At 67.4% G+C, this 21,252-nt stretch carries 20 protein-coding genes; 9 read left to right on the plus strand and 11 right to left on the minus strand.

The window, feature by feature from the left end; genetic code table 11:
- Positions 1–63 precede the first annotated feature (63 nt).
- The 3 genes from ruvB to ruvA all read right to left on the minus strand — a co-directional run bounded on the left by ruvB (position 64) and on the right by ruvA (position 2,131).
- Positions 64–1,086: a Holliday junction branch migration DNA helicase RuvB gene (gene ruvB, locus VHN57_RS21195; protein ID WP_284112805.1), complete on the minus strand. Its 1,023-nt coding sequence runs from the start codon at positions 1,084–1,086 to the stop codon at positions 64–66.
- A gap of 58 nt (positions 1,087–1,144) precedes the next feature.
- Positions 1,145–1,450 carry a GIY-YIG nuclease family protein gene (locus VHN57_RS21200; RefSeq protein ID WP_284112804.1) on the minus strand — a complete coding sequence of 102 codons (306 nt, stop codon included), beginning with the start codon at positions 1,448–1,450 and terminating at the stop codon, positions 1,145–1,147.
- A 75-nt stretch (positions 1,451–1,525) separates the two neighbouring features.
- Positions 1,526–2,131 carry a Holliday junction branch migration protein RuvA gene (gene ruvA / locus VHN57_RS21205; RefSeq protein ID WP_037513240.1) on the minus strand — a complete coding sequence of 202 codons (606 nt, stop codon included), beginning with the start codon at positions 2,129–2,131 and terminating at the stop codon, positions 1,526–1,528.
- A gap of 141 nt (positions 2,132–2,272) precedes the next feature.
- Between ruvA and VHN57_RS21210 the strand changes: the two genes are divergently transcribed.
- From VHN57_RS21210 to VHN57_RS21220, 3 genes are read left to right on the plus strand one after another with little or no spacing between them, the layout of a single operon-like run.
- Positions 2,273–2,848 (plus strand): hypothetical protein, encoded by a 576-nt coding sequence (locus VHN57_RS21210; RefSeq protein WP_004209285.1) that lies wholly within the window; start codon positions 2,273–2,275, stop codon positions 2,846–2,848.
- Positions 2,849–2,886: 38 nt separating this feature from the next.
- Entirely contained in the window at positions 2,887–3,522 is a 636-nt protein-coding gene (locus tag VHN57_RS21215) for a DUF1345 domain-containing protein (protein WP_284112802.1), read from the plus strand.
- A 50-nt stretch (positions 3,523–3,572) separates the two neighbouring features.
- Positions 3,573–4,874 (plus strand): methyltransferase family protein, encoded by a 1,302-nt coding sequence (locus VHN57_RS21220; protein WP_284114161.1) that lies wholly within the window; start codon positions 3,573–3,575, stop codon positions 4,872–4,874.
- Between the two features lie 18 nt (positions 4,875–4,892).
- On the opposite strand, the gene VHN57_RS21225 is transcribed toward VHN57_RS21220, so the two are convergent.
- Both VHN57_RS21225 and VHN57_RS21230 read right to left on the minus strand, forming a co-directional pair.
- Positions 4,893–6,266, minus strand: coding sequence for a glutamate--cysteine ligase (locus VHN57_RS21225; RefSeq protein WP_004209288.1), 1,374 nt, complete (start codon positions 6,264–6,266; stop codon positions 4,893–4,895).
- Between the two features lie 101 nt (positions 6,267–6,367).
- On the minus strand, positions 6,368–7,114 hold the full coding sequence (locus tag VHN57_RS21230; RefSeq protein ID WP_423285283.1) for a 16S rRNA (uracil(1498)-N(3))-methyltransferase: 747 nt from the start codon (positions 7,112–7,114) through the stop codon (positions 6,368–6,370).
- Between the two features lie 95 nt (positions 7,115–7,209).
- Here VHN57_RS21230 and ubiA point away from each other — a divergent pair, with 95 nt between their 5' ends.
- A complete protein-coding gene (ubiA, locus tag VHN57_RS21235) occupies positions 7,210–8,118 on the plus strand; it encodes a 4-hydroxybenzoate octaprenyltransferase (RefSeq protein ID WP_284112799.1) in 909 nt (302 codons plus the stop codon).
- On the plus strand, positions 8,115–9,581 hold the full coding sequence (locus tag VHN57_RS21240; protein WP_423285286.1) for a phospholipase D-like domain-containing protein: 1,467 nt from the start codon (positions 8,115–8,117) through the stop codon (positions 9,579–9,581). Before ubiA ends, VHN57_RS21240 begins: the two co-directional genes overlap by 4 nt.
- On the opposite strand, the gene VHN57_RS21245 is transcribed toward VHN57_RS21240, so the two are convergent.
- The 5 genes from VHN57_RS21245 to VHN57_RS21265 all read right to left on the minus strand — a co-directional run bounded on the left by VHN57_RS21245 (position 9,578) and on the right by VHN57_RS21265 (position 16,313).
- Entirely contained in the window at positions 9,578–10,684 is a 1,107-nt protein-coding gene (locus tag VHN57_RS21245) for a pyridoxal phosphate-dependent aminotransferase (RefSeq protein WP_284112797.1), read from the minus strand. The two genes, VHN57_RS21240 and VHN57_RS21245, sit on opposite strands and share 4 nt — an antisense overlap.
- A 76-nt stretch (positions 10,685–10,760) precedes the next feature.
- Entirely contained in the window at positions 10,761–14,204 is a 3,444-nt protein-coding gene (gene smc / locus VHN57_RS21250; protein ID WP_423285288.1) for a chromosome segregation protein SMC, read from the minus strand.
- Between the two features lie 77 nt (positions 14,205–14,281).
- Positions 14,282–15,016 carry a thioredoxin domain-containing protein gene (locus VHN57_RS21255; RefSeq protein ID WP_010337523.1) on the minus strand — a complete coding sequence of 245 codons (735 nt, stop codon included), beginning with the start codon at positions 15,014–15,016 and terminating at the stop codon, positions 14,282–14,284.
- Positions 15,017–15,060: 44 nt separating this feature from the next.
- Positions 15,061–15,729: a thioredoxin domain-containing protein gene (locus VHN57_RS21260; protein ID WP_004209297.1), complete on the minus strand. Its 669-nt coding sequence runs from the start codon at positions 15,727–15,729 to the stop codon at positions 15,061–15,063.
- Between the two features lie 41 nt (positions 15,730–15,770).
- Positions 15,771–16,313 (minus strand): DUF721 domain-containing protein, encoded by a 543-nt coding sequence (locus VHN57_RS21265; protein WP_069338756.1) that lies wholly within the window; start codon positions 16,311–16,313, stop codon positions 15,771–15,773.
- A gap of 26 nt (positions 16,314–16,339) precedes the next feature.
- Here VHN57_RS21265 and VHN57_RS21270 point away from each other — a divergent pair, with 26 nt between their 5' ends.
- Genes VHN57_RS21270 through VHN57_RS21285 form a run of 4 tightly spaced genes read left to right on the plus strand, consistent with a single transcriptional unit; the run spans position 16,340 to position 20,488 of the window.
- A complete protein-coding gene (locus VHN57_RS21270; protein ID WP_284112795.1) occupies positions 16,340–17,410 on the plus strand; it encodes an A/G-specific adenine glycosylase in 1,071 nt (356 codons plus the stop codon).
- The gene (nudC, locus tag VHN57_RS21275) at positions 17,397–18,317 is read left to right on the plus strand and encodes an NAD(+) diphosphatase (RefSeq protein WP_284112793.1); all 921 of its coding nucleotides are present in this window, start codon (positions 17,397–17,399) and stop codon (positions 18,315–18,317) included. Before VHN57_RS21270 ends, nudC begins: the two co-directional genes overlap by 14 nt.
- A 40-nt stretch (positions 18,318–18,357) precedes the next feature.
- A complete protein-coding gene (locus VHN57_RS21280; protein WP_423285292.1) occupies positions 18,358–19,704 on the plus strand; it encodes a TldD/PmbA family protein in 1,347 nt (448 codons plus the stop codon).
- Positions 19,691–20,488 (plus strand): 3'(2'),5'-bisphosphate nucleotidase CysQ, encoded by a 798-nt coding sequence (locus VHN57_RS21285; RefSeq protein WP_026109305.1) that lies wholly within the window; start codon positions 19,691–19,693, stop codon positions 20,486–20,488. Before VHN57_RS21280 ends, VHN57_RS21285 begins: the two co-directional genes overlap by 14 nt.
- Here VHN57_RS21285 and VHN57_RS21290 read toward each other — a convergent pair whose 3' ends face one another.
- A complete protein-coding gene (locus VHN57_RS21290; RefSeq protein WP_423285294.1) occupies positions 20,489–21,187 on the minus strand; it encodes a GDSL-type esterase/lipase family protein in 699 nt (232 codons plus the stop codon). It lies immediately after the preceding gene.
- Positions 21,188–21,252 lie beyond the last annotated feature (65 nt).

A 21,252-nucleotide genomic window follows, 5' to 3' on the forward strand; every position in this document is an offset into this window, starting at 1 on the left:
GCGTCGAATCGGGAAAGCGCGCGCTCTAGAAAGGCTGGCCGAATGGCGCAAGCGCCAATGGGATCAGTCGAACAGCCCGTCCTGCGACCCGGCCGGGGGATTGAGGCCCAGATGCTTCCAGCCCGGCCCGTTGAGGCAACGGCCCCGCGCGGTGCGGGCGATCAGTCCCAATTGGATCAGATAAGGCTCGACCACTTCCTCGATCGTGTCGCGCGCTTCGGACAGACCGGCCGCCAGCGTTTCGACCCCCACCGGCCCGCCACGATAGATGTCGGCGATCATGTGGAGATAGCGCCGGTCCATCAGGTCGAGGCCGAGATGATCGACCTCCAGCCGTTGCAGCGCCGCATCCGCCACCTTGGCATCGACGGTCGGGGCGCCGGCGACATTTGCAAAGTCGCGCACCCGGCGCAGCAGTCGCCCGGCGATGCGCGGCGTCCCGCGCGACCGGCGGGCAATCTCGATCGCGCCGTCCGACGTGATCGCCAGGTCCAGCAGCCGCGCCGCGCGCCGCACCACCAGTTCCAGTTCCTCGACGGTATAGAATTGCAGGCGCACCGGAATGCCGAACCGGTCGCGCAGCGGCGTCGTCAGCAACCCCTGGCGCGTTGTTGCGCCGACCAGGGTGAAGCGCGGCAGGTCGATCCGCACCGAGCGGGCCGACGGTCCCTCGCCGATCATCAGGTCGAGCGCCCGGTCCTCCATCGCGGGATAGAGCACTTCCTCGACCGCCGGATTGAGCCGGTGAATCTCGTCGACGAACAGGACATCGCCCTCGTCCAGATTGGTGAGCAGGGCGGCCAGGTCGCCCGACTTGGCGATCACCGGGCCGGACGTGGCGCGGAAACCCACGCCCATTTCCTTGGCGACGATCTGTGCCAGCGTCGTCTTGCCCAGGCCCGGCGGGCCGAAGAACAGCACATGGTCCAGCGCCTCGCCACGGGTGCGCGCCGCCTGGATGAAGATACGCAGATTCTCGCGCGCCGCCTGCTGCCCGACAAATTCGTCGAGCGACTTGGGCCGCAGCGCCGCATCGACATCCTCGGCACGACGGGCCGGGGTGATCAGGCGATCCTCTTCGCTCATCAGCGGATATCACTCATTTCGTCATGCTGAACTTGTTTCAGCATCCATCCTGCCCCCGTCACGGACTTAAGGGGGGCAATCCCAATTCCATCGCCAGATCGCTCCATTGCGGATTGTCGGCTTCGATGAGATTGATTTTCCATTGGCGATGCCACCGTTTCAGCTGCTTTTCGCGAAGGATGGCCTGTTCCATCGTATCGCAGGCTTCGTAACGGACAAGCCGATGCACGGCATATCGAGCGGTAAAGCTCGGCATCCTGCTTGCGCGATGCTGCATCATCCGGCCCAGCAAGTTGGAGGTCACGCCGATGTAGAGCGTGCCATATGGCTGGCTTGCCAGAATATAGACGCACGGCTGCTTCATTGATGCCTCCGTTCGGTGCAGCCGGCGCCATGGATGCTGAAACAAGTTCAGCATGACGGCCTTGGCGGAAGGCCGTCACTTCGCCGCCTTCCGCAGCGCCAGGCGGACCAGCGCGTCAAGGCTGGCGCCGTCGCCCAGTTCCTCTTCGGCGGCGGCCACCGCGCCGCTCGCCTCGGCCGGCTTGAAGCCCAGATTCTGCAACGCCGACAGCGCGTCGGCGGCAAAGCTGCCGGTCGGCAGCGCGACCACGCCCGGCATGCCGGGCGCACCGGCCGGGGCGGCGCCGATCTTGTCCTTCAGCTCATTGACGATGCGCTGGGCCAGCTTGGGGCCGACACCGTTGGCGCGCGCGATCATCGCCTTGTCGCCCATCATGATCGCGCGATGCAGCTCCAGCGGTTCCAGCGCCGACAATATCGCCAGCGCCACGCGCGATCCCACGCCCTGCACATGGGTCAGCAGCCGATACCAGTCGCGCTCCTCCGCTCGGGCAAAGCCGACCAGCCGGATCGAATCCTCGGCCACCAGCATCTCGGTATGGATGGTCACCGCCTCGCCCACCGGGCCGAGCGCCGCCAGCGTCCGCGACGATGCGCCGACCAGATAGCCGACCCCGCCGACATCGATGATGGCATGGTCGATGCCCGTGCTGTCCAGCCGTCCTTTGAGTTTCGCGATCATCGCCATTGCCCCATGGTCATGATCTGTTCTTTACAGCCTCTTGCGCCCCGCGCCAGACAAAAGCGCATGGCCGCTCGGGCACCAAATGGCGGCCCGTGCGTAATGCCGGTCGATTGCCATCCGCCAGAGGACCAAGAGACGATGCTGATGACCGCGCCGATGCTGACCCCCAAGGATTTCGAATTTCCCGCGATCATGCTGTCGGGCGTGGTCGATCATGGCATGTATCTGCATTTCAAGAATTGCCTGTCCACCGCGCCGCAGCAGGGGCTGGTGGTAGTGGAAATCTCCACCCTGGGTGGCGATCCGGAGATCGCGCGGATGATGGGGGAGGATATCCGCTTCCATTCGGACCTCTATCCCGAACGGCGGCTGGTCTTCCTCGGCAAGACCGCGGTCTATTCCGCCGGCGCCACCTTCATGAGCTTCTTCGCCACCGAAAACCGCTACCTGACGCGCGGCACCCGGCTGATGATCCATGAGCGGCTCATCACCAAGAATATCCATCTCGAAGGGCCGCTCTCCACCTGCATCGCTACGCTCAAGGCCTCGCTCCACGAGATCGAGGCATCGATCGCGATCCAGAATGAGGGCTTTGCCAATCTCATCCTGGGGTCGCAGGTGACGATGGAGGAGGTGCTGCAGCGCGCGCCGGAAAACTGGTATCTGGAAGCCAATGAGGCGGCCGCGCTCGGCCTCGTGGCGACCGTACTCTAAACGCTTGCGCGGCGGCATTTTCAGGCCTTTGATGCACCATGGCCAAGACGCAGAAGCGATCCACCCTCTTCCCCTGGCGCTATGGCATGTTCCTCATGCTGCTATTGTCGATCGCGCCATTGATGCTGTGGCTGCCCTGGCATGAGGCGGTGATGGGCGGGTTCGACCTTGCCGCCATCGCCTTCTGCCTCGCCGCCGTGCCGCTCATCGATTCCGATCCGGCCCAGATGCGGCGCAAGGCCGTGCTCAACGACGTGAACCGGCAACTGATGCTGCTGCTGACCGGGGTAGTGTGCATCGTCATCCTGGTCGCGGTCGGCGTCGCCGCCAGCGCGCCGGGCCATCCCGGTGCGGAAAGCGTCGTGCTGCTGCTGGCCACGCTCGTCATCGCCTGGCTCTTTTCCAACCTCGTTTATGCGATGCACTATGCCCATGCCTTCTACCTCGCCGACGACAAGGGCAAGGATGCGGGCGGCCTGGATTTCCCGGACACGGACGAGCCGGTCTATTGGGACTTCCTCTATTTCGGCTTCACCCTGGGCATGACCTTCCAGACATCCGACGTGTCGATCACCTCGACCGGGATGCGCCGCACGGTGACGCTCCATTGCCTCGCCGCCTTCGTCTTCAACCTCGGCATCCTCGCCTTCACCATCAACGTACTGGGCGGCTGAGGCGATGGCTTCATGGCTTGCTTACCAATATCGGCTATAAGCCCGATCCCATGAGCAAGAGCGTCGATCCCTGCCCCAAATCCGCCGTCAGCCATGGTGTCGGCATTGCCGGCCTCGTCGGCCTCGGCCTCTGGACCCTGGTGGCGCGCCATTATGGCATGAACGGGCCGAATGCGGGTCTGGCCGCGGTGGTCGCCTGCGGCATACCGATGGTGCTCTGGTCGCTGCTGGTGGACAAGGTGCATCGCAACCCCAGCACCGGCGTCGACTGGAACGCGCCGGCCCGTTCGGTCCGCAGCATGCTCGACGTCAGTCTGGTGAAGATTGCGGGCCTGTGGGCGACATGGCTGGCCATTGCCGTCTGCTACTGCATCGGCCGCTGGTATTGGACTGGCAGCTATCGCTTCGCCATGGACCTGCTGATGGCGGCGGCGCCCTGGCTGCTGTTGCTGTCCATTCCCTATGTTATCTGGCTCGACCGCCGGCTGGTCGAACCGCGCGATGCCTGTTTCGCCTTCGGCCAATGGGTCATTGGCGGCGCGGCCGGCAAGGCGGACATGGCGCAGGTCGCCAACCATGCCCGCGCCTGGGCGGTGAAGGGCTTTTTCACTGCCTTCATGATCAGCATCGTGCCGGGCAATTTTTCCAGCGTCATCGACTGGCGGCTCGAGGACCTGCTGCACAATCCGGTCGCGCTGACCGGTTTCCTGATCGGCATCATGTTCATGATCGACGTCTGCATGGCGACGGTCGGCTATCTGCTGACGATGAAGCCGCTGGATTCCCATATCCGCACCGCCAATCCCTATCTGGGCGGCTGGCTCGCGGCTTTGCTCTGCTATCCGCCCTTCGTCATGATGGGGGCGGGCGGGCCGTTCGACTATCATGGCGGCGGCGCCGAATGGGATGTCTGGACGCAGGGCATGCCGGCGCTGCAATGGGGGCTGGGTGCCTTGCTGGTGCTGCTGACCGCCATCTATGCCTGGGCGACGGTCGCCTTCGGCATCCGCTTCTCCAACCTCACCCATCGCGGCATATTGACCCATGGGCCCTATCGCTGGACCCGCCACCCGGCCTATCTGACCAAGAATCTCTTCTGGTGGTTCTCGTCGCTGCCCTTCCTCACCACCACGGGCAGCCTGACCGACATGGTGCGCAATTGCGCGCTGCTGGGTGTCACCAACGCTGTCTATTATTGGCGGGCCAAGACGGAGGAGCAGCATCTGTCCGCCGATCCCGCCTATCAGGCCTATAGCGACTGGATGGCGCGCAATGCGCCGGTGCCGCGCTTCTTCGCCTGGGTCGTCGGCCGCAAGCCGGATGCACCGCGGGAAACCCAGCCCGCCGAATGACCGGCGGGCTGGGTAGGATCAGAAGCTTTCCTCGGCATAGACGCGGCTGACATCGCCGCCCCATTCGCCATGATAGCGGTCGAGCAGCCGCTCGGCCGGGGTCTTGCCGGTGGCGATCACTTCGTCGAGCGCCGACAGATAGCCGGTCTCATTGTCGCCTGCAGCGTTGAACCGCTGGCGCGCGGCCAGACCTGAGCGGGCGATATCCAGCACCTGCGGCGCGATGTCGCGCAGCGTGCGCCCGCCCGACACCGGCGCGTCGAGGCCCAGCTTCGGCACGGAATCGCGCAGCACCTGCCGCTCCTCCATGCTCCAGTCCTTGACCAGATCCCAGGCGGCGTCGAGCGCACCCTGGTCATAGAGCAGGCCGACCCACAAAGCCGGCAGCGCGCAGATGCGATTCCACGGCCCGCCATCGGACCCGCGCATTTCCAGGAAGCTCTTGAGGCGGACTTCGGGGAAGGCGGTGGAGAGATGATCCTCCCAATCCTTCTCGGTCGGCTTCTCGCCCGGCAGCACCGACAGCTTGCCGTCGAGGAAGTCGCGGAACGAAAGCCCCGCCGCATCGATATATTTGCCGTCGCGGTAGACGAAATACATCGGCACATCGAGCGCATAGTCGGCATAGCGCTCGTATCCGAAGCCATCCTCGAACACGAAGGGCAGCATGCCGGTGCGCTGCGGGTCGGTGTCCGACCAGATATGGCTGCGATAGGACAGGAAGCCGTTGGGTTTGCCCTCGGTGAAGGGCGAATTGGCGAACAGCGCGGTGCCGAGCGGCTGCAGCGCCAGCGAGACGCGGAACTTCTGCACCATGTCCGCCTCGCTGCCATAGTCGAGGTTGGTCTGGATGGTGCAGGTGCGCAGCATCATGTCCAGACCCATCGATCCCACGCGCGGCATGTGCCGCAGCATGATGTCGTACCGGCCCTTGGGCATGATCGGCAGCTCGGCGCGGGTCTTGTCCGGCCACATGCCAAGGCCCAGGAAGCCCAACCCCAGCATGTCGCCGACATATTTGACCTGTTCCAGATGGCGGCCGGTCTCGGCGCAGGTCTGGTGCAGATTGTCGAGCGGCGCACCGCTCAGTTCCAGCTGGCCCGCCGGCTCCAGGCTGATCGTGCCGTCGGCGCCGGATAGGGCGATGATATTCTCGCCCTCGAACACCGGGCTCCAGCCATAGCGGGTCAGGCCGATCAGCAGCGTGTGGATGCCGCCCTTTTCCTCATAGGCCGGGGCGTGATGGTCCTTCGTCGAATAGACGAATTTCTCGTGTTCGGTGCCGATCCGCCAGCGATCCTTGGGCTTGGCGCCCTTGGCAAAGGCCGCGATCAGCTGGTCGCGGCTTTCGATGACGGGATCATGTCCGCCCGAGTCTGTTCTGGTGCTCATGCCCCGCCCTTAATCTTTCCCCTTTGCGCGTCAAATCGAGGCGCGAATGCGACAGATAAGGCAGGCCTATGTCCGCTTCAATTGGTTGCGGAAGAAAACCATTAGCCCCAGTCGCCATTCACCATCATCCAGGCCGACGTGGCGGCGATTGCGGCCGTCTCCGCGCGCAGGATTCGCGGGCCCAGCGACACCGGCACTGCGCCCGGCGTCGCCCGGATCGCGTCGCGCTCGGCGGGGGCGAATCCGCCCTCCGGCCCGACCAGGAAGGCCGCCGGGCCGGGATGGGCGCGCAAGGTTTCGTCCAGCGATGCCCCGCCGGTCTCGTCGGCGAAGAACAGGTGCCGCTCGGCCGACCAGCCCTTCAGCAACGCGTCGAGCTTCACCATTTCGGTCAGCTCCGGCAGCGCGGTACGCCCGCATTGTTCGGCCGCCTCGACCAGATGGGCGTGCAGCCGGTCGAGATTGAGCTTGTCGACCACCGCCCGCCGGGTCAGCACCGGCTGCAGTCGCGCGACGCCCAGCTCGCACGCCTTTTCCGCGATCAGGTCGATCCGCCCCTTCTTGATCGGCGCGCAGCACAGCCAGAAATCGGGCACCACCTCCGGCGGCTTGGTTTGCTGCACGCATTCCAGCACCAGGTCGCGTTTGCGAATGTCGCGCGCCCGTGCCGCCCACTCGCCCGACTTGCCGTCGAACAGCAGCACGATATCGTCCGGCTTCACCCGCATCACGCTGATGAGGTAATGGGCGCCATTGCCGTCGACCGGCACGGCGACCCCTTCGCCCAGCAGCGTTTCGACATGCAGGCGCGGGGCGCTCTGCGGCGGCCAGGCGGGGGTAGCGGTCATTTTGTCTCGTCCATTCCGGCCGCGCTTGTCGTCGGCCCGTTCTTCCCTAAAGAGGAAAGCGCGTTCCCGACAAGCGCGGGACGAACGGAGTTGCAGTGAATCAGTCGATCGTCCCCGACAGCGAAGCGCGCGGCCTGCTCGCGCGCCTGCCGGAAACCCCGCGAATCCTGGCCTCGCTGGCCCGACTCGACAGGCCGATCGGCTGGTGGCTGCTGTTCTGGCCGGGCGCCTGGGCGGTGGCACTGGCGGGCGGTGCCTTTGTCCGCTGGCCGCTGATCCTGTGGCTGCTGCTCGGCAGCATCGCGATGCGCGGCGCGGGCTGCGTCTTCAACGACATCGTCGATCGCGATCTCGACGCGCGGGTCGCGCGCACCGCCGCCCGGCCGCTCGCCAGCGGCGCGATGTCGGTCAAGACCGCCTGGGCCGGGCTGCTCGCGCTCTGCCTGATCGGCCTGATCGTGCTGTTCCAGCTCAGCGGCTATGCCCAGGTCGTGGCGCTCGGCTCGCTGGCGCTGGTCGCCGCCTATCCCTTCATGAAGCGGATCACGGGATGGCCGCAGGTCTGGCTCGGCATCGTCTTTTCCTGGGCGGCGCTGGTCGGCTGGAGCGAGATTGCCGGCGCGCTGACCCTGCCGGGCCTGTGCCTCTATGCCGGCTGTATCTTCTGGGTGCTGGGCTATGACACCATCTATGCGCTGCAGGACCGGGAGGATGACGCGCTGATCGGCATCGGCTCCAGCGCCCTGTCGATGGGCCGCCATGTCCGGGGCGGGGTGACGCTCTGCTATCTCGTCGCGCTCGCGCTCTGGGCCAGTGCCATCTGGCAGGTCCGGCCGCAGCTTCTGGCGCTCGTCGCGCTGGCGCCGATGGCCGCCCATCTGCTCTGGCAGGTCGGCACGCTGAAGGAAGACGGCACCGATCCGCTCGTCAAATTCCGGTCCAACCGTTTTGCAGGATTGCTGATGTTCCTTGCCTGTCTGGTCGTCGGGAGTGCCGGCGCATGAGCATGACCGGTCTGCCCACCCCCGACGAGGATTGCTGGCGCATCGAACAGGCGGTGCGCGCCAGCGTGATCGTCGATGCCGACGCCTATTTCCGCCATGCCCGCGCCGCGATGCTGAAGGCGAAGAAGCGGATCATGCTGATCGGCTGGGATTTCGACGCCGCGATCAGCCTGATCCGCGAGGACCAGGCCGATGATGGCGCGCCGGTGGTGATCGGCGACTTCATCAGCTGGCTGGTGGAACGCACGCCGGACCTGGAAATCTATCTGCTGCGCTGGGACATGGGCGCGATGAAGTCGATGGTCCGGCCGACCAACCTCTTCACCACGCTCAAATGGATGGCCCATCCGCGCGTCACGGTGAAGCTGGACGGCCATCATCCCCCCGCCGCCTCGCATCACCAGAAGATCGTGGTGATCGACGATTGCTTCGCCTTTTGCGGCGGCATCGACATGACCGGCGACCGCTGGGACACGCGCCATCATCGCGACGAGGATCCTGCCCGTCGCCATCCCGACGGCTCTCCTTATGGCCCCTGGCATGATGCGACGACCGCCTTGCAGGGGCCGGTGGCGATGGCGCTGGGCGATCATGCCCGTGCCCGCTGGGTCGGCGCCGGCGGCGATGAACTGGCCCCGGTCGAGGGCGAATATGATTGCTGGCCCGACGCGCTGCCGGTCCATTTCGAGCATGTCGACGTCGCCATCGCCCGCTCCGCGCCGAAGATGGACGATCAGGAGGAGCTGATCGAGATCGAGCAGCTCTATCTCCACCAGATCGCGGCTGCCCGGCACTGCATCTATGCCGAAAGCCAATATTTCGCCTCGCGCCGCATTGCCGAGGCGATCGCCAAGCGGCTCGGCGATCCGGATGGACCGGACATCGTCACCATCAACCCGCTCCAGGCCGATGGCTGGCTGGAACAGCAGGCGATGGATACCGCCCGCGCCCGCCTGTTCGAGGCGCTCAAGGAGCGCGACCCGCATGGCAAGCTGCGCATCTATCACCCCTTCACCACGCGCGGCGCCCCCATCTATGTCCATGCCAAGATATTGATCGTCGACGATCGGTTGATCCGCGTCGGCTCGTCCAACATGAACAACCGCTCGATGCGGCTCGATACCGAATGCGACGTGGTGATCGACACCGCGCTGCCCGGCAATGACGGCCGGCAGGATGCGATCCTGGCCATTCGCGACGACCTGATCGCCGAGCATCTCGATTTGCCGCGGGAGCGTGTGTCGGCGGTGATCGCCCAGCGTGGCCTGATCGCCGCGATCGAGGAATTGCGCACCAAGCCGGGCCGCACCCTGCGCCCCTATGAGGTGCCGGACCTCGCCGATGTCCAGGCCTGGCTCGCCGACAATGAGGTGCTCGACCCCGAAGGGCCGGACGAGATGTTCGAGGCGGTCAGCGAGCGCGGCCTGTTCCGCCGGATGAAGGGCTGGTTCGGCCGCAGCTAAAATAGGGCGAGGGCAGTCGCGATCCGCTCCGCCGCAATCGCGAAGCCGTCGGCCTGCTGCGCGAAGCCCAGCCGCATATGATCCGGTTGGCCGAAACAATCACCCGGCGCCAGCAGCACGCCCTGCGCTGCCAGCGCCTCGCACAGCGGCCGGCTGTCGCGCCCGTCGCCCAGCCAGGGGAAGGCGGTGGTGCCGCCCTGTGGCCGCACCCATTGCAGCCTGCCCTCGGCCTCGTCGATCAGTTGGTCGAGGACAGCGATGTTGACAGTCGCAACGGCCTTCAACCGATCGGTGATGGCCGCGCTATGCTCCAGCGCATGGGTCGCCAGCCGCTCCAGCAGGGGCGAACTGCTGATCGTGAAATAACTGCGCGCGTCGATGATCCGGGCGCGCTGGGCGTCGTCGGGCGCGATGATCCAGCCCATCCGCAGGCCGGGCAGTGACAGCGCCTTCGACATGTCGCTGGTGACATAGGCGTTGGGGATGCCGGCGGCCGATTGCTGCGGCGCGCCGAAATAGAGCGGATGATAGACCTCATCGACCAGCAGCGGCACGCCGCGCTCGGCCAGCGCCGCCGCCAGCCGTGCGATCTCCGCGCGCGGCATCACCGATCCGCTGGGATTGTGCGGCGTGTTGACCACCACCCCGGCGGTGTCGCCATCGACCAGCACCAGGATCGCATCCACATCCTGCGCAAAGCCGGTTTCGCGGGTCAGCGCATAGTGCCGCGTCCCCAGCCCCCAGGCCTGCGCCACCGCCTTATAGGCCGGATAGCCTGGATCAGGCATCAGCATATGCGCGCCCGGTCGCGCCGCGAGGCAGAAGAAGATCGACAGTGCCTCCGACGATCCGGTGGTCACCACCACCCTGTCAGCTTCGCTGTCATGAAAGGCGGCGATCGCCGCGCGCAACGCCGCGCTTCCCTCCGGCGGGGCATAGCTTAGCACCACATCGTCGATTGCCAGCGGCGTGTCGCCCAGCGCGCAAATCTCCGCCACGCTCCAGCGCGGCCCGGTGCTCGACGCCAGATTATAGGCGATCGGCGGCGTCGCGAAATCATAGGTCGACAGCCAATGGTCGAGGGCAAAGGGCGGCAGGTCCATGGCACAACTCCGTGATCAGGCCGTCAGCTTCGCCAGCCGCCGCGCGGGAGCAAGGACCGGTTGCGCGGCGCTGGCCCTATTGCGCCGCCAGCAGCGCCTCGGCGCCGTGCAGGTTGACTGATACCAGCCGGCTGACGCCGCGCTCCACCATGGTGACGCCGAACAGCCGATGCATGCGCGCCATCGACACCGCATTATGGGTGACGATCAGGTAGCGGGTCCGGGTCTGGGCGACCATCGCGTCGAGCAGGTCGCAGAAGCGCTCGACATTGGCATCGTCCAGCGGCGCGTCGACTTCGTCCAGCACGCAGATCGGCGCCGGATTGGTGAGGAACAGGCCGAAGATCAGCGCTACCGCGGTTAGCGCCTGTTCGCCGCCCGACAACAGGGTCAGCGCCGCCAGCTTCTTGCCCGGCGGCTGGGCCATGATCTCCAGCCCCGCCTCCAGCGGATCGTCGCTGTCGATCAGTTCCAGATGCGCCTGGCCGCCATTGAACAGGGTGGTGAAGAGCCGACGGAAATGGCCGTCCACCGCCTCGAACGCGGCCAGCAGCCGCTGCCGCCCCTCGCGGTTGAGGCTGCCGATCGATCCGCGCAGCTGGTTGATCGCCTGGGTCAGTTCCGCGCTTTCCGACCGGCTGGTCGCCTGGATGGTTTCCAGCTCCTCCAGCTCCTGCGCCGCGACCAGATTGACCGGGCCGATCCGCTCGCGCTCGGCCGAGAGGCGGTCATGCTCGGCCTGCTCGCTCTGGGCGATGCGGATGTCGGCGCTGGGAAAGCCCAGTTTCTCCGGCAGCACCGGCGGCGGGCATTCGAAGCGCTCGCCCGACAGGCGATTGGTCTCGATCCGCCGCTCGTCCGCCGCCTCCGCCCGCGCCACCGCCGTCGCCCGCGCCTCGCGCGCGCCGGCCAGCGCCTCGCCGGCATCGGCCGCACGCCTCTCGGCCGCTTTCAGCGTCGCCTCGGCCTCGATCTCGGCGCGGTGGGCCTGCTCGGCGCGCTCGACCTGCGCCTCACGCTCCTCGGTCAGCGTGGCGATCGTGGCGCCCAGCGCCTCGGGCTGGCCCTCGATCGCGGCGCGCTCCTGCACCACCGTCTCGCCGCGCGATGCCATGGCGGCGATGCGCTTGGCCGCTTCGCCCGCACGCGTGTTCCATCCCTTGGTCTCGGCATCGGCCGCCGCCATGCGTTCGCGGTCGCTCGACAGTGCGCGGTCGGCCAGCGCCTGGTCGGCCTGCAACTGGCTGACGGCCATGCGCGCCTTCTCGCTCGCCTGCGACAGCGCCGTCACCTGCGCGCGCGTCTCCGCGCCATCGGGCAGGGCGGCCCGCGTGGCCGATGCTTTGTCATGCTCGGCCTGCGCCGCTTGCTGGTCGCGCCGCGCCTCGGCCAGCCGTTCCTCGATCGCCTCGCGCTTGCCGCTCAGCCGCTCCAGCGCGCCGGCCGCCTCATCCGCCGCGCGCAGCGCCGCGCGCAGCCGCTGGTCCGCATCGCTCAGTTTGGTGCGCCCAGCCGCCAGCGCATCCACCGCCGCCTTCTCGCGCGCGCCAGCCTCGGTCTGTTCTGCCTGTGCCGTCTCGACCGCCTGCGCCGCTGCCGGACGCGCAGCATCGATCGCCTCCAGCCGGTTGATGCGGATCAGCCGTTCGGCGGCCGCCGCACCGCCCTCGACCGCGACATAGCCGTCCCAGCGCCGCAATTGCCCATTCAGCGTCACCAGCCGCTGGCCGACCTGCAGCGCCTGGCCGCTATCCTTCTCCACCACCGCCACCTGCGCCAGCCGCCGCGCCAGCGCCGCGGGCGCGGTCACATGCGCGGCCAGCGGGCTGGCGCCGTCGGGCAAGCCGGGATCATCCTTCAACGCCTCAGCGCCCGCCCAGCGACGTGGCCCTTCCGCCCCGATCGGCGCCTCCAGATCGTCGCCCAGCGCGGCCGCCAGCGCCCGCTCATAGCCCGGCGCCGCCTTCAACTGGTCAAGCGCCCGCGCCCGGCCGCTACCCCCGGCATCGATCGCCTTGCGCAGTGCCGTCGCCTCGCTGTCCAGCGCCGCCAGCGCCGCCCGCGCCGATGCCAGCGCGGCCTCCGCTGCCGCCCTCGCCTCGCTCGCCACCTGCCGCTCCGTCTCGGCCGTCGCGATCGCCACCTCCGCCGCCTCGCGATCGTCATTGGCGCTTATCTGCGCTGCCGCCGCCTCGTCGCGCTTCGCTTCCAGCGGCGCGGCATCGGGCAAGGCCGCCGCCTCCCCCTCCAGCCGCCGCATCGCCTGTTCCGCCCGGCCCAGCCGGTCGCGCGCCGCCGCCAGCGCCGCCTCCGCGACGCGCAGCTCGGCCTGCTCGCCCGCCTGCTTGGCCATCGCCCTGGCCAGCTCCAGCTCGGCATCGCGCGCGCCATCCTCGGCGCGGGCGATACGCGCGGCGAAATCGGGACGCATTGCCTCGGTCTCGGCGATCCGGGCCTTCAGGCTCGCAACCTCGGCCGTCAGCCGCGCGATCGCCTCGGCCGCGTCATTGGCCAGCGTCCCCTCGCGCTCGCGATCCTCGTCCAGCCGCGCCGCCTGCTGCGCCAGGTCATGCAGCCGCCGGACGACCCCGTCGCGCTCGGCCTTCAGCGTGTTGAGCTGGTGGCCGGATTCGCTGGCGGCATCGCGCGTCGCCAATGCCTCGGCCCGCCGCTCGGCCAGCGCGGTCACGGCCGCGCCGCTATGGACATTGGCCGCGGTCAGCGCCTCCTGCGCCGCGCCCACGGTTGCCTCGGCCAGCTTCGCCTCGGCCCGCGCCGCCTCGGCACTCGCATTGGCCTCGCGCCAGCGGGCGAAGATCACCCGGCCCTCGCCAATGCGGATCTGTTCGGACAGGCGGATATAGCGTTCCGCCGCGCGCGCCTGGCGCCGCAAATTGCCGGCACGGCTGTCCATGTCGGCCAATATCTCGTCCAGCCGGGCCAGATTGCCCTCGGCCGCGCGCAATTTCTGCTCGGCATCCTTGCGCCGGACATGCAGGCCGGCGATCCCCGCCGCCTCTTCCAGCATGGCGCGCCGTTCCTGTGGCCGGGCGGCGATGACGGCGGCGATCCGTCCCTGGCTGACTAGCGCCGGGCTGTGCGCGCCGGTGGCGGCATCGGCGAAGATCAGCGCCACATCCTTGGCGCGCACATCCTTGCCATTGGCGCGATAGGCGCTGCCCGCGCCGCGCTCGATCCGGCGCGTGACCTCCAGCTCGCCATCGGCGCCGACATCGACCGCGCTGAACAGCTCGCCCTGTTCCTGGACGGTCAGCAGCGACACTTCGGCAAAGTCGCGCTGCGGCCGGCTGGTGGTGCCGGCGAAGATCACATCCTCCATGCCGCCGCCGCGCATCGACTTGGCGCTGGATTCGCCCATCACCCAGCGGATCGCTTCCAGCAGGTTGGACTTGCCGCAGCCATTGGGGCCGACGATGCCGGTCAGGCCCGGCTCGATGCGCAATTCGGTCGCATCGACGAAGCTCTTGAAGCCCGAAAGCTTGAGCCGCTTTATCTGCATGGGGAAACGCCGGGGCAGGGTGCCGCCCCGGTCTCCTTGGGCCTCAGGCCTTCAGATGTCGCCCCCCCTTGCGCCAATCAGATACCCGCTTCCTTGAGCTTGTTCTTCAGCACCGGCCAGGACGAGGCATTCTCGACCACCACGCCGTTCATCAGGAAGGTCGGCGTGCCGGAGATATTATATTGGGCATTGGCCGCTTCGACGCCCTTGGCCAGCTTCTCGGCAGTTGCCGTGTCGGCCAGGCACTGCTTGGCCTGATCCTCGGCAATGCCGCGCTGCTTGGCATAGTCGATGAGGCCCAGCGCGTTGGCCAGCTGGCCGAAACGCTGCGCCGGCGGCGCCGACACCATCGCCTGATAGGGGGCGTCGCCCAGGCCCTGCGCCTTTTCGAACATCGCGCTCTGGTTGGCGAAGAACTGTTCCGACAGCGGATAATAGATGTCCTTGCCGCCGCAACGGGCCAGCAGCGCCGTCGTGATGTCGATCGGGTCGCGGACATAGACGCGGAATTCGTAGCTGATCTTGCCGCTATCGACCATCGCCTTCAGTTCTTCCGACGATTCATGGGCGAAGTCGCGGCAGTGGCTGCAGGTGAAGGAGCCATATTCGACCAGCTTCAGCTTGGCATTGGGATTGCCCATCACGAAATTGCCCTCGGGCGTTTCGGCGACGGTTTCCGACCAGCTGGTGCCGGCGGGCGCGGCAACGGCGGCGATCGGTGCGGCGGAGGTTGCATTGCCCTCATCCTTCTTGCCGCAACCGGCAAGCGTCAGGGACAGGGCGATAAGGGCAAGGCCGGACAGGACTTTCACGACGGGCGACGCTCCGAATTATGGATAGTTGGGGACGGTTTAGATCAGCGGGCGGCTGCGGGCAATGCGGCCTTGAGCAACTCCCAGGTCGATCCCTGGACCAGTGTGCCGTTGACGACGAAGCCGGGCGTGCCGGTGATCTTGACCTTGTTCCACGCCTCGTCGGTCATCGCCAGGATCGCCTTTTCCGAAGCCGGGTCGGCGATGCAGGCGTCGAGCTGCGCATTGGTGAAGCCGCGCTTGTTCATCAGCGCATACAGGCCGGTCTTCTGGCCGATGTCGCGCAGCGCCGCCTTCTGCTCGGTCGGCTTGGCCGCGCCCTTGTCGTACGCCATGATCTGCTCCATCCAGGCATCCTGGTTGGCGAACAGCGCCTCATGATTGCCCATGAAGCGCTTGGCGCCGCCGCAACGGGCCAGCAGCGCGGCGGTAAGGTCATATTTGTCGCGCACCGCGTTGCGCACCTCGGCGCTGACCTTGCCACCCTTCACATAATCGGCCTTCAGCGATGCACTCGCATCATTCACGAAATGGGCGCAGTGGCTGCAGGTATAGCTCACATATTCGACCAGCTTGGTCGGCGCGGCCGGGTTGCCCATGACATGGCCGCCGATCGGCGAACGCACCACCTGCGCGACCCAGTTGGGCGCGGCGGCGACGGCGATGGCGGGAACGGCGATCAGGGCAAGCAGGGAAAGGCGGAACTTGGTCATGGGGCAGTCCTAAGGCATCGCCCCGGACGGGGCGGGTTGCATCAACCGATCTTGGGCAGGCCATTCGAATTCGCAAGCCCCTGTGCCAGCGATTCGAGGACTTTGCGCAATTCCGGATCACCGATGTCGCGCAGGGAATCCCCCAGCTCGACCGGAATGGGTTTGAGGTTGCGGGGCGGCGGGCGCCGCTCGACCGGCGCGGGGCCGACCATGCCCTGCTTCATCGCCACCTTGGCGACGGCGGCATAGCCGAAGAAACGGTTCACCCGCTCGATGATGTCGGGCAGCGCATGCTGGATCATCGGCGCATGGCCGCTCATCACGGTGAGTTGCAGCGTGCCGCCCGATTTCTGGCCGACCGGGAAGCGGATCGACTCGGGCGCGGTGATCGCGGCATAGTCGGCACCGACGATATCGTTCCAGCGGGTGACGATGCTCGACTGGACGAAACCGAACTTGCGAAAGGCGGTACGGCCAATCTCCGGCATCAGGTCGGCGATCGCGCGCGGCGCACCCACGCGGGGGCGCTCGGCCGGCGGCGCGGCGCGGCTCGTCTTTTTCGCGGTCGGGGGGCGTTCCGTCATGGCGCGCTACATGGCATAGGGCCGCCATGCGCGTCGAGATGTCGGGTTCAAAAATCGCACGGGATCTGTTGGCCCATTATGACGTCCATGCCCGGCGCCTGCCCTGGCGCGCGCCGCCGGGCGCCAATGCGGCCGATCCCTATCATGTCTGGCTGTCCGAAGTGATGCTGCAACAGACCACGGTCGCGGCGGTCGGGCCTTATTTCGAGAAATTCACGGTCCGCTGGCCGACGGTGGAGGATCTGGCCGCCAGCGCCGACGCCGACCTGATGGCCGCCTGGGCGGGGCTGGGCTATTATGCCCGCGCCCGCAACCTGCTGGCCTGCGCCCGCGCCGTGGTGGCCGATCATGGCGGCCGCTTCCCCGACACCGAAGAGGCATTGCGCGCCCTGCCGGGCCTGGGCGCCTATACAGCCGCCGCCGTCGCCGCGATCGCCTTCGGGCGGCGCGCCGTCGTGGTCGATGCCAATGTCGAGCGGGTGGTCGCCCGTTTGTTCGCGATTGCGACGCCGCTGCCCGCGGCCCGGCCGGACATCCGCGCCGCGGCCGACAGCATCACGCCGGACCTGCGCGCCGGCGATTTTGCCCAGGCGATGATGGACCTGGGCGCCACCATCTGCACGGCGCGCAACCCCGCCTGCGGCATTTGCCCGCTGCGTCAGGATTGCGCGGCGGTGCGCACTGCCGATCCCGCCGCCTTCCCGGTCAAGGCGCCGAAAAAGGCCAAGCCCCATCGCCTGGGCCATGCCTGGTGGATCGAACGCAGCGACGGTCATGTCTGGCTGGTGCGACGCCCGGACAAGGGATTGCTGGGCGGCATGCGCGCGCTGCCCAGTTCCGACTGGAATGCGGCGCCCGACGCCACGCCGCCCTTCGCCGCGCCGTGGCAGACCATCGATCCGCCGGTCGCCCATGTCTTCACCCATTTCTCGCTGGCGCTCAGCGTCCACACTACCCATGTGGGGCTGGACCATGTGCCGGCGGGCGCGGGCGAATGGTGGCCGCGCGCCGGGATCGGCGAGGCGGGGCTGCCCACCCTGTTTGCGCGGGCGGCCGATGCGGCGATGAAGGAGATGACGGACGATGCACGGAACTGACCCCCAAGCGCACGGCCTGCCCGGTTTCGTCGGCGGCACGCTCGACCGGGTCGATCATATCCGCAGCAACCCCGCACTCCATGCGCAGGTCTTTGCCTCGCCCAATGCCCGGTTGCTGATCCTCGAAGGTCTCGAACCGGTGACGGACGATCATGGCCTGGCCCTGGCGCCGCTTGGCCCCGACGCCCGGATCGAGGAACATGTATTGCTGGGTGTCGATCTGCAGGACCGGCCGATCTTCGCCCATCTGGTCGAGACGCTGGAGCAAGGCCCCAATGCGACGCCGCGGTCGCGCGGCCTCGCCGATCTCGTCTCCGCGTCCGATGTCGCGCTCTACGGCACTGCGCGCAGCCTCGTCTTCTGGCATGCCCGGCATCGCTTCTGTTCGGTCTGCGGTGCGCCGACCCATGCGCACAAGGCCGGCTGGGCACGCCGCTGCGAAGCCTGCGGCTCCGAACATTTTCCGCGCGTCGATCCGGTTTCGATCATGCTCGCCGAACATCAGGGCCGTGTTCTGCTCGGCCGCCAGCATAGCTGGCCGCCCGGCCGCTATTCCGCGCTCGCCGGCTTCATCGAGCCGGGCGAGACGGTCGAGGAAGCGGTCGCGCGCGAACTGAAGGAGGAAGCGGGCATTACCGTTCACTCCGTCCGCTATGTGATGAGCCAGCCCTGGCCCTTTCCGTCCTCGCTGATGATCGCCTGCGTCGCCCAGTGCGACGATCCCGCGCTGATCCTGGACGAGACCGAGATCGAACATGCCTTCTGGTGCGATGCCGATGGCGTCGCCGCCGCGCTGGCGGGCGATCCCGACGCGCCCTTCCTCGCGCCGCCGCGCATGGCGGTTGCCTGGCACCTGCTCGACCATTGGCTGCGCGGCGCGGTTGCCCCGTCCGACGCAAGGGCGTAAGGCGCGGGCTTCCTCTTCACTACAGGATCGACCTCCCCTTATGCTCAGCCTCGAAGAAGCCCAGTCGCGCGCGCAGGATCTGGTGACGGCGGCGCGCAAGGCGGGGGCAGACGCGGCCGACGCCATCTATGCCTGCAATGCCTCGACCACGGTGGCGGTGCGGCTTGGGGCGCTGGAGGATGTCGAACGGTCCGAGGGTGAGGAGATCGGCCTGCGCGTCTTCATCGGCCAGCGCTCGGCCAGCATTTCCGCGTCGGACATGAACCCGGCGACGCTCGCCACCCTGATCGATCGCAGCATCGCCATGGCGCGCGAGGCTCCGGAAGATCCCTATGCCGGCCTGGCGCCGGAGGATCGCCTGCTCAGGAAGCGCGCGCCGTCGCTCGACCTGGTCGACGAGGAAGAGCCCGAACCCGCCGCGCTGCGCGAACGCGCGCTGATCGCGGAAGAAGCGGCGCGCAGCATCCCCGGCATCACCAACAGCGAAGGCGGCGGCGCCGCCAGCGGCCGCAGCCAGGTCGCGCTCGCCACCAGCCATGGCTTTGCCGGCGCCTATGCCGCGACCAATCATTCGACCTGGGTCAGCGTGCTCGCGGGCAGCGGCGCCGACATGCAGCGCGACCATGCCAGCCATGCCAGCCGCCATCTCAAGGATCTGGACGATGCCGAAGCGGTCGGCCTGCGCGCCGGCCAGCGCGCGGTCGCCCGGCTCAATCCCGGCAAGGTTGACAGCGGCGTCATGCCGGTCATCTTCGATCCGCGCATCGGCTCCAGCCTGGTCGGTCATCTGATCGGCGGCATGGTCGGCCCGGCGATCGCTCGCCGCTCCAGCTTCCTGCTGGACTCGCTGGGCGAAACATTGTTCGACAGCAAGATCACGATCATCGACGATCCGCTGCTGCTGCGCGGCCTGCGCTCGCGCCCGTTCGACGGCGAAGGGCTGCCGGTCGAGCGCCGCGCGCTGATCGAGGATGGCGTGCTGACCGGCTGGCTGATGGACAGCGCCTCGGCCCGCCAGCTTGGCCTGGAACCCACCGGCCATGCCAGCCGGGGCGGCGCCGGTGCGCCGGGCGCGGGTATCACCAATGTCCATATGGAAGCGGGCAGCCTGTCGGTCGGCGAACTGATGGCCGATGTGAAGCGCGGCATCTATGTCACCGAACTGATCGGCATGGGCGTCAATGGCGTCACCGGTGACTATAGCCGCGGCGCCGCCGGCTTCCTGATCGAAAATGGCGCGGTCGGCCCGGCCGTGTCGGAAATCACCATCGCCGGCAATCTGAAGGACATGTTCCGCACCTTGGTGCCGGCCAATGACCTGATGTTCCGCTATGCCATGAACGTGCCGACCCTGCGCGTCGACGGGATGACCGTTGCCGGCGGCTGAGCCTCTGTTGCCGGCCGTCGTCGCGGCGGTCACCGATGCGGCCGATCGCGCGCTGGCGCTATGGGCAGATGGCGAAACGCGCGTGCGCCAGTGGGAAAAGGTGCCCGGCCATCCCGTCTGCGAGGCGGACCTGGAAATCGACGTCATGCTGCGCGAACGGCTGGCGGCGATCGATCCGCAGGCCGGCTGGCTGTCGGAAGAAACGGCCGATACCGTGCATCGGCTCGGCGTATCGCGCGTCTGGGTGGTCGATCCGATCGACGGCACCCGCGACTATCTGCGCGGCAGGCCCGGCTGGGCCGTCTCGGTCGCCCTGGTCGAGGATGGGGCGGTCAGGCTCGGCATTTTGGCGGCACCCGCGCGCAAGGAATTGTGGATTGCGCAGGCAGGGCAGGGGGCGACCCGCAATGGCGTGCCGCTCCATGCCGGCAATCGCACCATGCTGCCCGGCGCCCGCGTGCCCGCCGATCAGTTGCCGCGCGCGGACCGCGATCTCGTCACCGTGGACAAGCCCAACAGCATCGCGCTGCGCATGGCGATGGTCGCTGCCGACGAGGCCGATCTGGTCGCCACCGTGCGCTGGGGCAATGAATGGGACGTCGCTGCCTCCGCCCTGATCGCGCAGGAGGCCGGCGCCATCGTCACCGATGCGCTGGGCGATCCGCTCGCCTTCAACCGGCCCCAGCCGGTCGCCTTCGGCCTGCTCTGCGCGGCGCCGGGCATCCATGCCGCCGCCGCTGCCCGCCTCGCGCCGCGCGCGAAGGAGATATTGGGCAAGGCCTGATCAGCCGGCGCAGGCCTTCACCGTCTTCTCCGGCAGAACGTCGTGCAGCTTGGCCCGCACCACATCGGCCCAGATGCGGTAACCGGCCGGATTCATATGCACCTTGTCGGGCTGATAATTGTCGCCCAGCTTGCCGTCCTTCAGCAGCGGCGTGGTGATGTCGGCATAATGGACGTCCTGCATGTGCGGGATCAGCCGCCGGGTCGCATCATTATAGATTTGCTGCTGCGGAAAGATCGCCCAGCGCCCCGGACTGGGCTTCATCGACAATATGATGACCGGCACGTCGCCCAGCATGTCGCTGCGCAACTCCAGGAAGCGCGCCAGATCGTGGAAGATCGGCCGCAACTGTCGCCCGCCTGCCAGGTCATTCTCGCCGGCATAGAGGATGATCGCCGCCGGTTTGGGCGTTCCCGGCTCGATATTGGCGAAGCGCGGCACTATCTCGTTGAAGGTGGCGCTGTTGATGCCGCGATTATGCGCGATCCAGGGCGCCATGTCCTGTTCCAGGCTGGTCCACCGCTTGATCAACGAACTGCCAACGAACCACAGGGCGCACGGCCCCTCGCGACCCTGCCCATCCGGCAGGGTCTGGCTGGCGTCGCGATAATGGGTGAAGGCGAACCAGCCTCCGACGATCACGCAAAAAATCGACAGGGCCAGCAACCGCTTGCCCAATGGGGAATCCAGTCTCTGCAAGATGATGGCGACCCTCCTGCTAATGGCCGAAGTCTAAACGATATTTTCCTTAAGAAAAGATGGCT

Origin of the sequence: Sphingobium salicis subsp. salicis, assembly GCF_049472635.1 — a bacterium.
GTDB classification, from domain to species: domain Bacteria; phylum Pseudomonadota; class Alphaproteobacteria; order Sphingomonadales; family Sphingomonadaceae; genus Sphingobium; species Sphingobium yanoikuyae_A.

Excerpts from the sequence above, each read along its gene's own strand:
- VHN57_RS21210 (WP_004209285.1), top strand. The coding sequence starts at position 2,273 with ATGCTGATGACCGCGCCGATGCTGACCCCCAAGGATTTCGAATTTCCC.
- VHN57_RS21260 (WP_004209297.1), bottom strand. The coding sequence starts at position 15,729 with ATGACCAAGTTCCGCCTTTCCCTGCTTGCCCTGATCGCCGTTCCCGCC.
- VHN57_RS21220 (WP_284114161.1), top strand. The coding sequence starts at position 3,573 with ATGAGCAAGAGCGTCGATCCCTGCCCCAAATCCGCCGTCAGCCATGGT.
- VHN57_RS21270 (WP_284112795.1), top strand. The coding sequence starts at position 16,340 with ATGCGCGTCGAGATGTCGGGTTCAAAAATCGCACGGGATCTGTTGGCC.
- VHN57_RS21230 (WP_423285283.1), bottom strand. The coding sequence starts at position 7,114 with ATGACCGCTACCCCCGCCTGGCCGCCGCAGAGCGCCCCGCGCCTGCAT.
- VHN57_RS21240 (WP_423285286.1), top strand. The coding sequence starts at position 8,115 with ATGAGCATGACCGGTCTGCCCACCCCCGACGAGGATTGCTGGCGCATC.
- VHN57_RS21245 (WP_284112797.1), bottom strand. The coding sequence starts at position 10,684 with ATGGACCTGCCGCCCTTTGCCCTCGACCATTGGCTGTCGACCTATGAT.
- VHN57_RS21225 (WP_004209288.1), bottom strand. The coding sequence starts at position 6,266 with ATGAGCACCAGAACAGACTCGGGCGGACATGATCCCGTCATCGAAAGC.
- smc (WP_423285288.1), bottom strand. The coding sequence starts at position 14,204 with ATGCAGATAAAGCGGCTCAAGCTTTCGGGCTTCAAGAGCTTCGTCGAT.
- nudC (WP_284112793.1), top strand. The coding sequence starts at position 17,397 with ATGCACGGAACTGACCCCCAAGCGCACGGCCTGCCCGGTTTCGTCGGC.
- VHN57_RS21265 (WP_069338756.1), bottom strand. The coding sequence starts at position 16,313 with ATGACGGAACGCCCCCCGACCGCGAAAAAGACGAGCCGCGCCGCGCCG.
- VHN57_RS21200 (WP_284112804.1), bottom strand. The coding sequence starts at position 1,450 with ATGAAGCAGCCGTGCGTCTATATTCTGGCAAGCCAGCCATATGGCACG.
- VHN57_RS21215 (WP_284112802.1), top strand. The coding sequence starts at position 2,887 with ATGGCCAAGACGCAGAAGCGATCCACCCTCTTCCCCTGGCGCTATGGC.
- ruvA (WP_037513240.1), bottom strand. The coding sequence starts at position 2,131 with ATGATCGCGAAACTCAAAGGACGGCTGGACAGCACGGGCATCGACCAT.
- VHN57_RS21280 (WP_423285292.1), top strand. The coding sequence starts at position 18,358 with ATGCTCAGCCTCGAAGAAGCCCAGTCGCGCGCGCAGGATCTGGTGACG.
- ruvB (WP_284112805.1), bottom strand. The coding sequence starts at position 1,086 with ATGAGCGAAGAGGATCGCCTGATCACCCCGGCCCGTCGTGCCGAGGAT.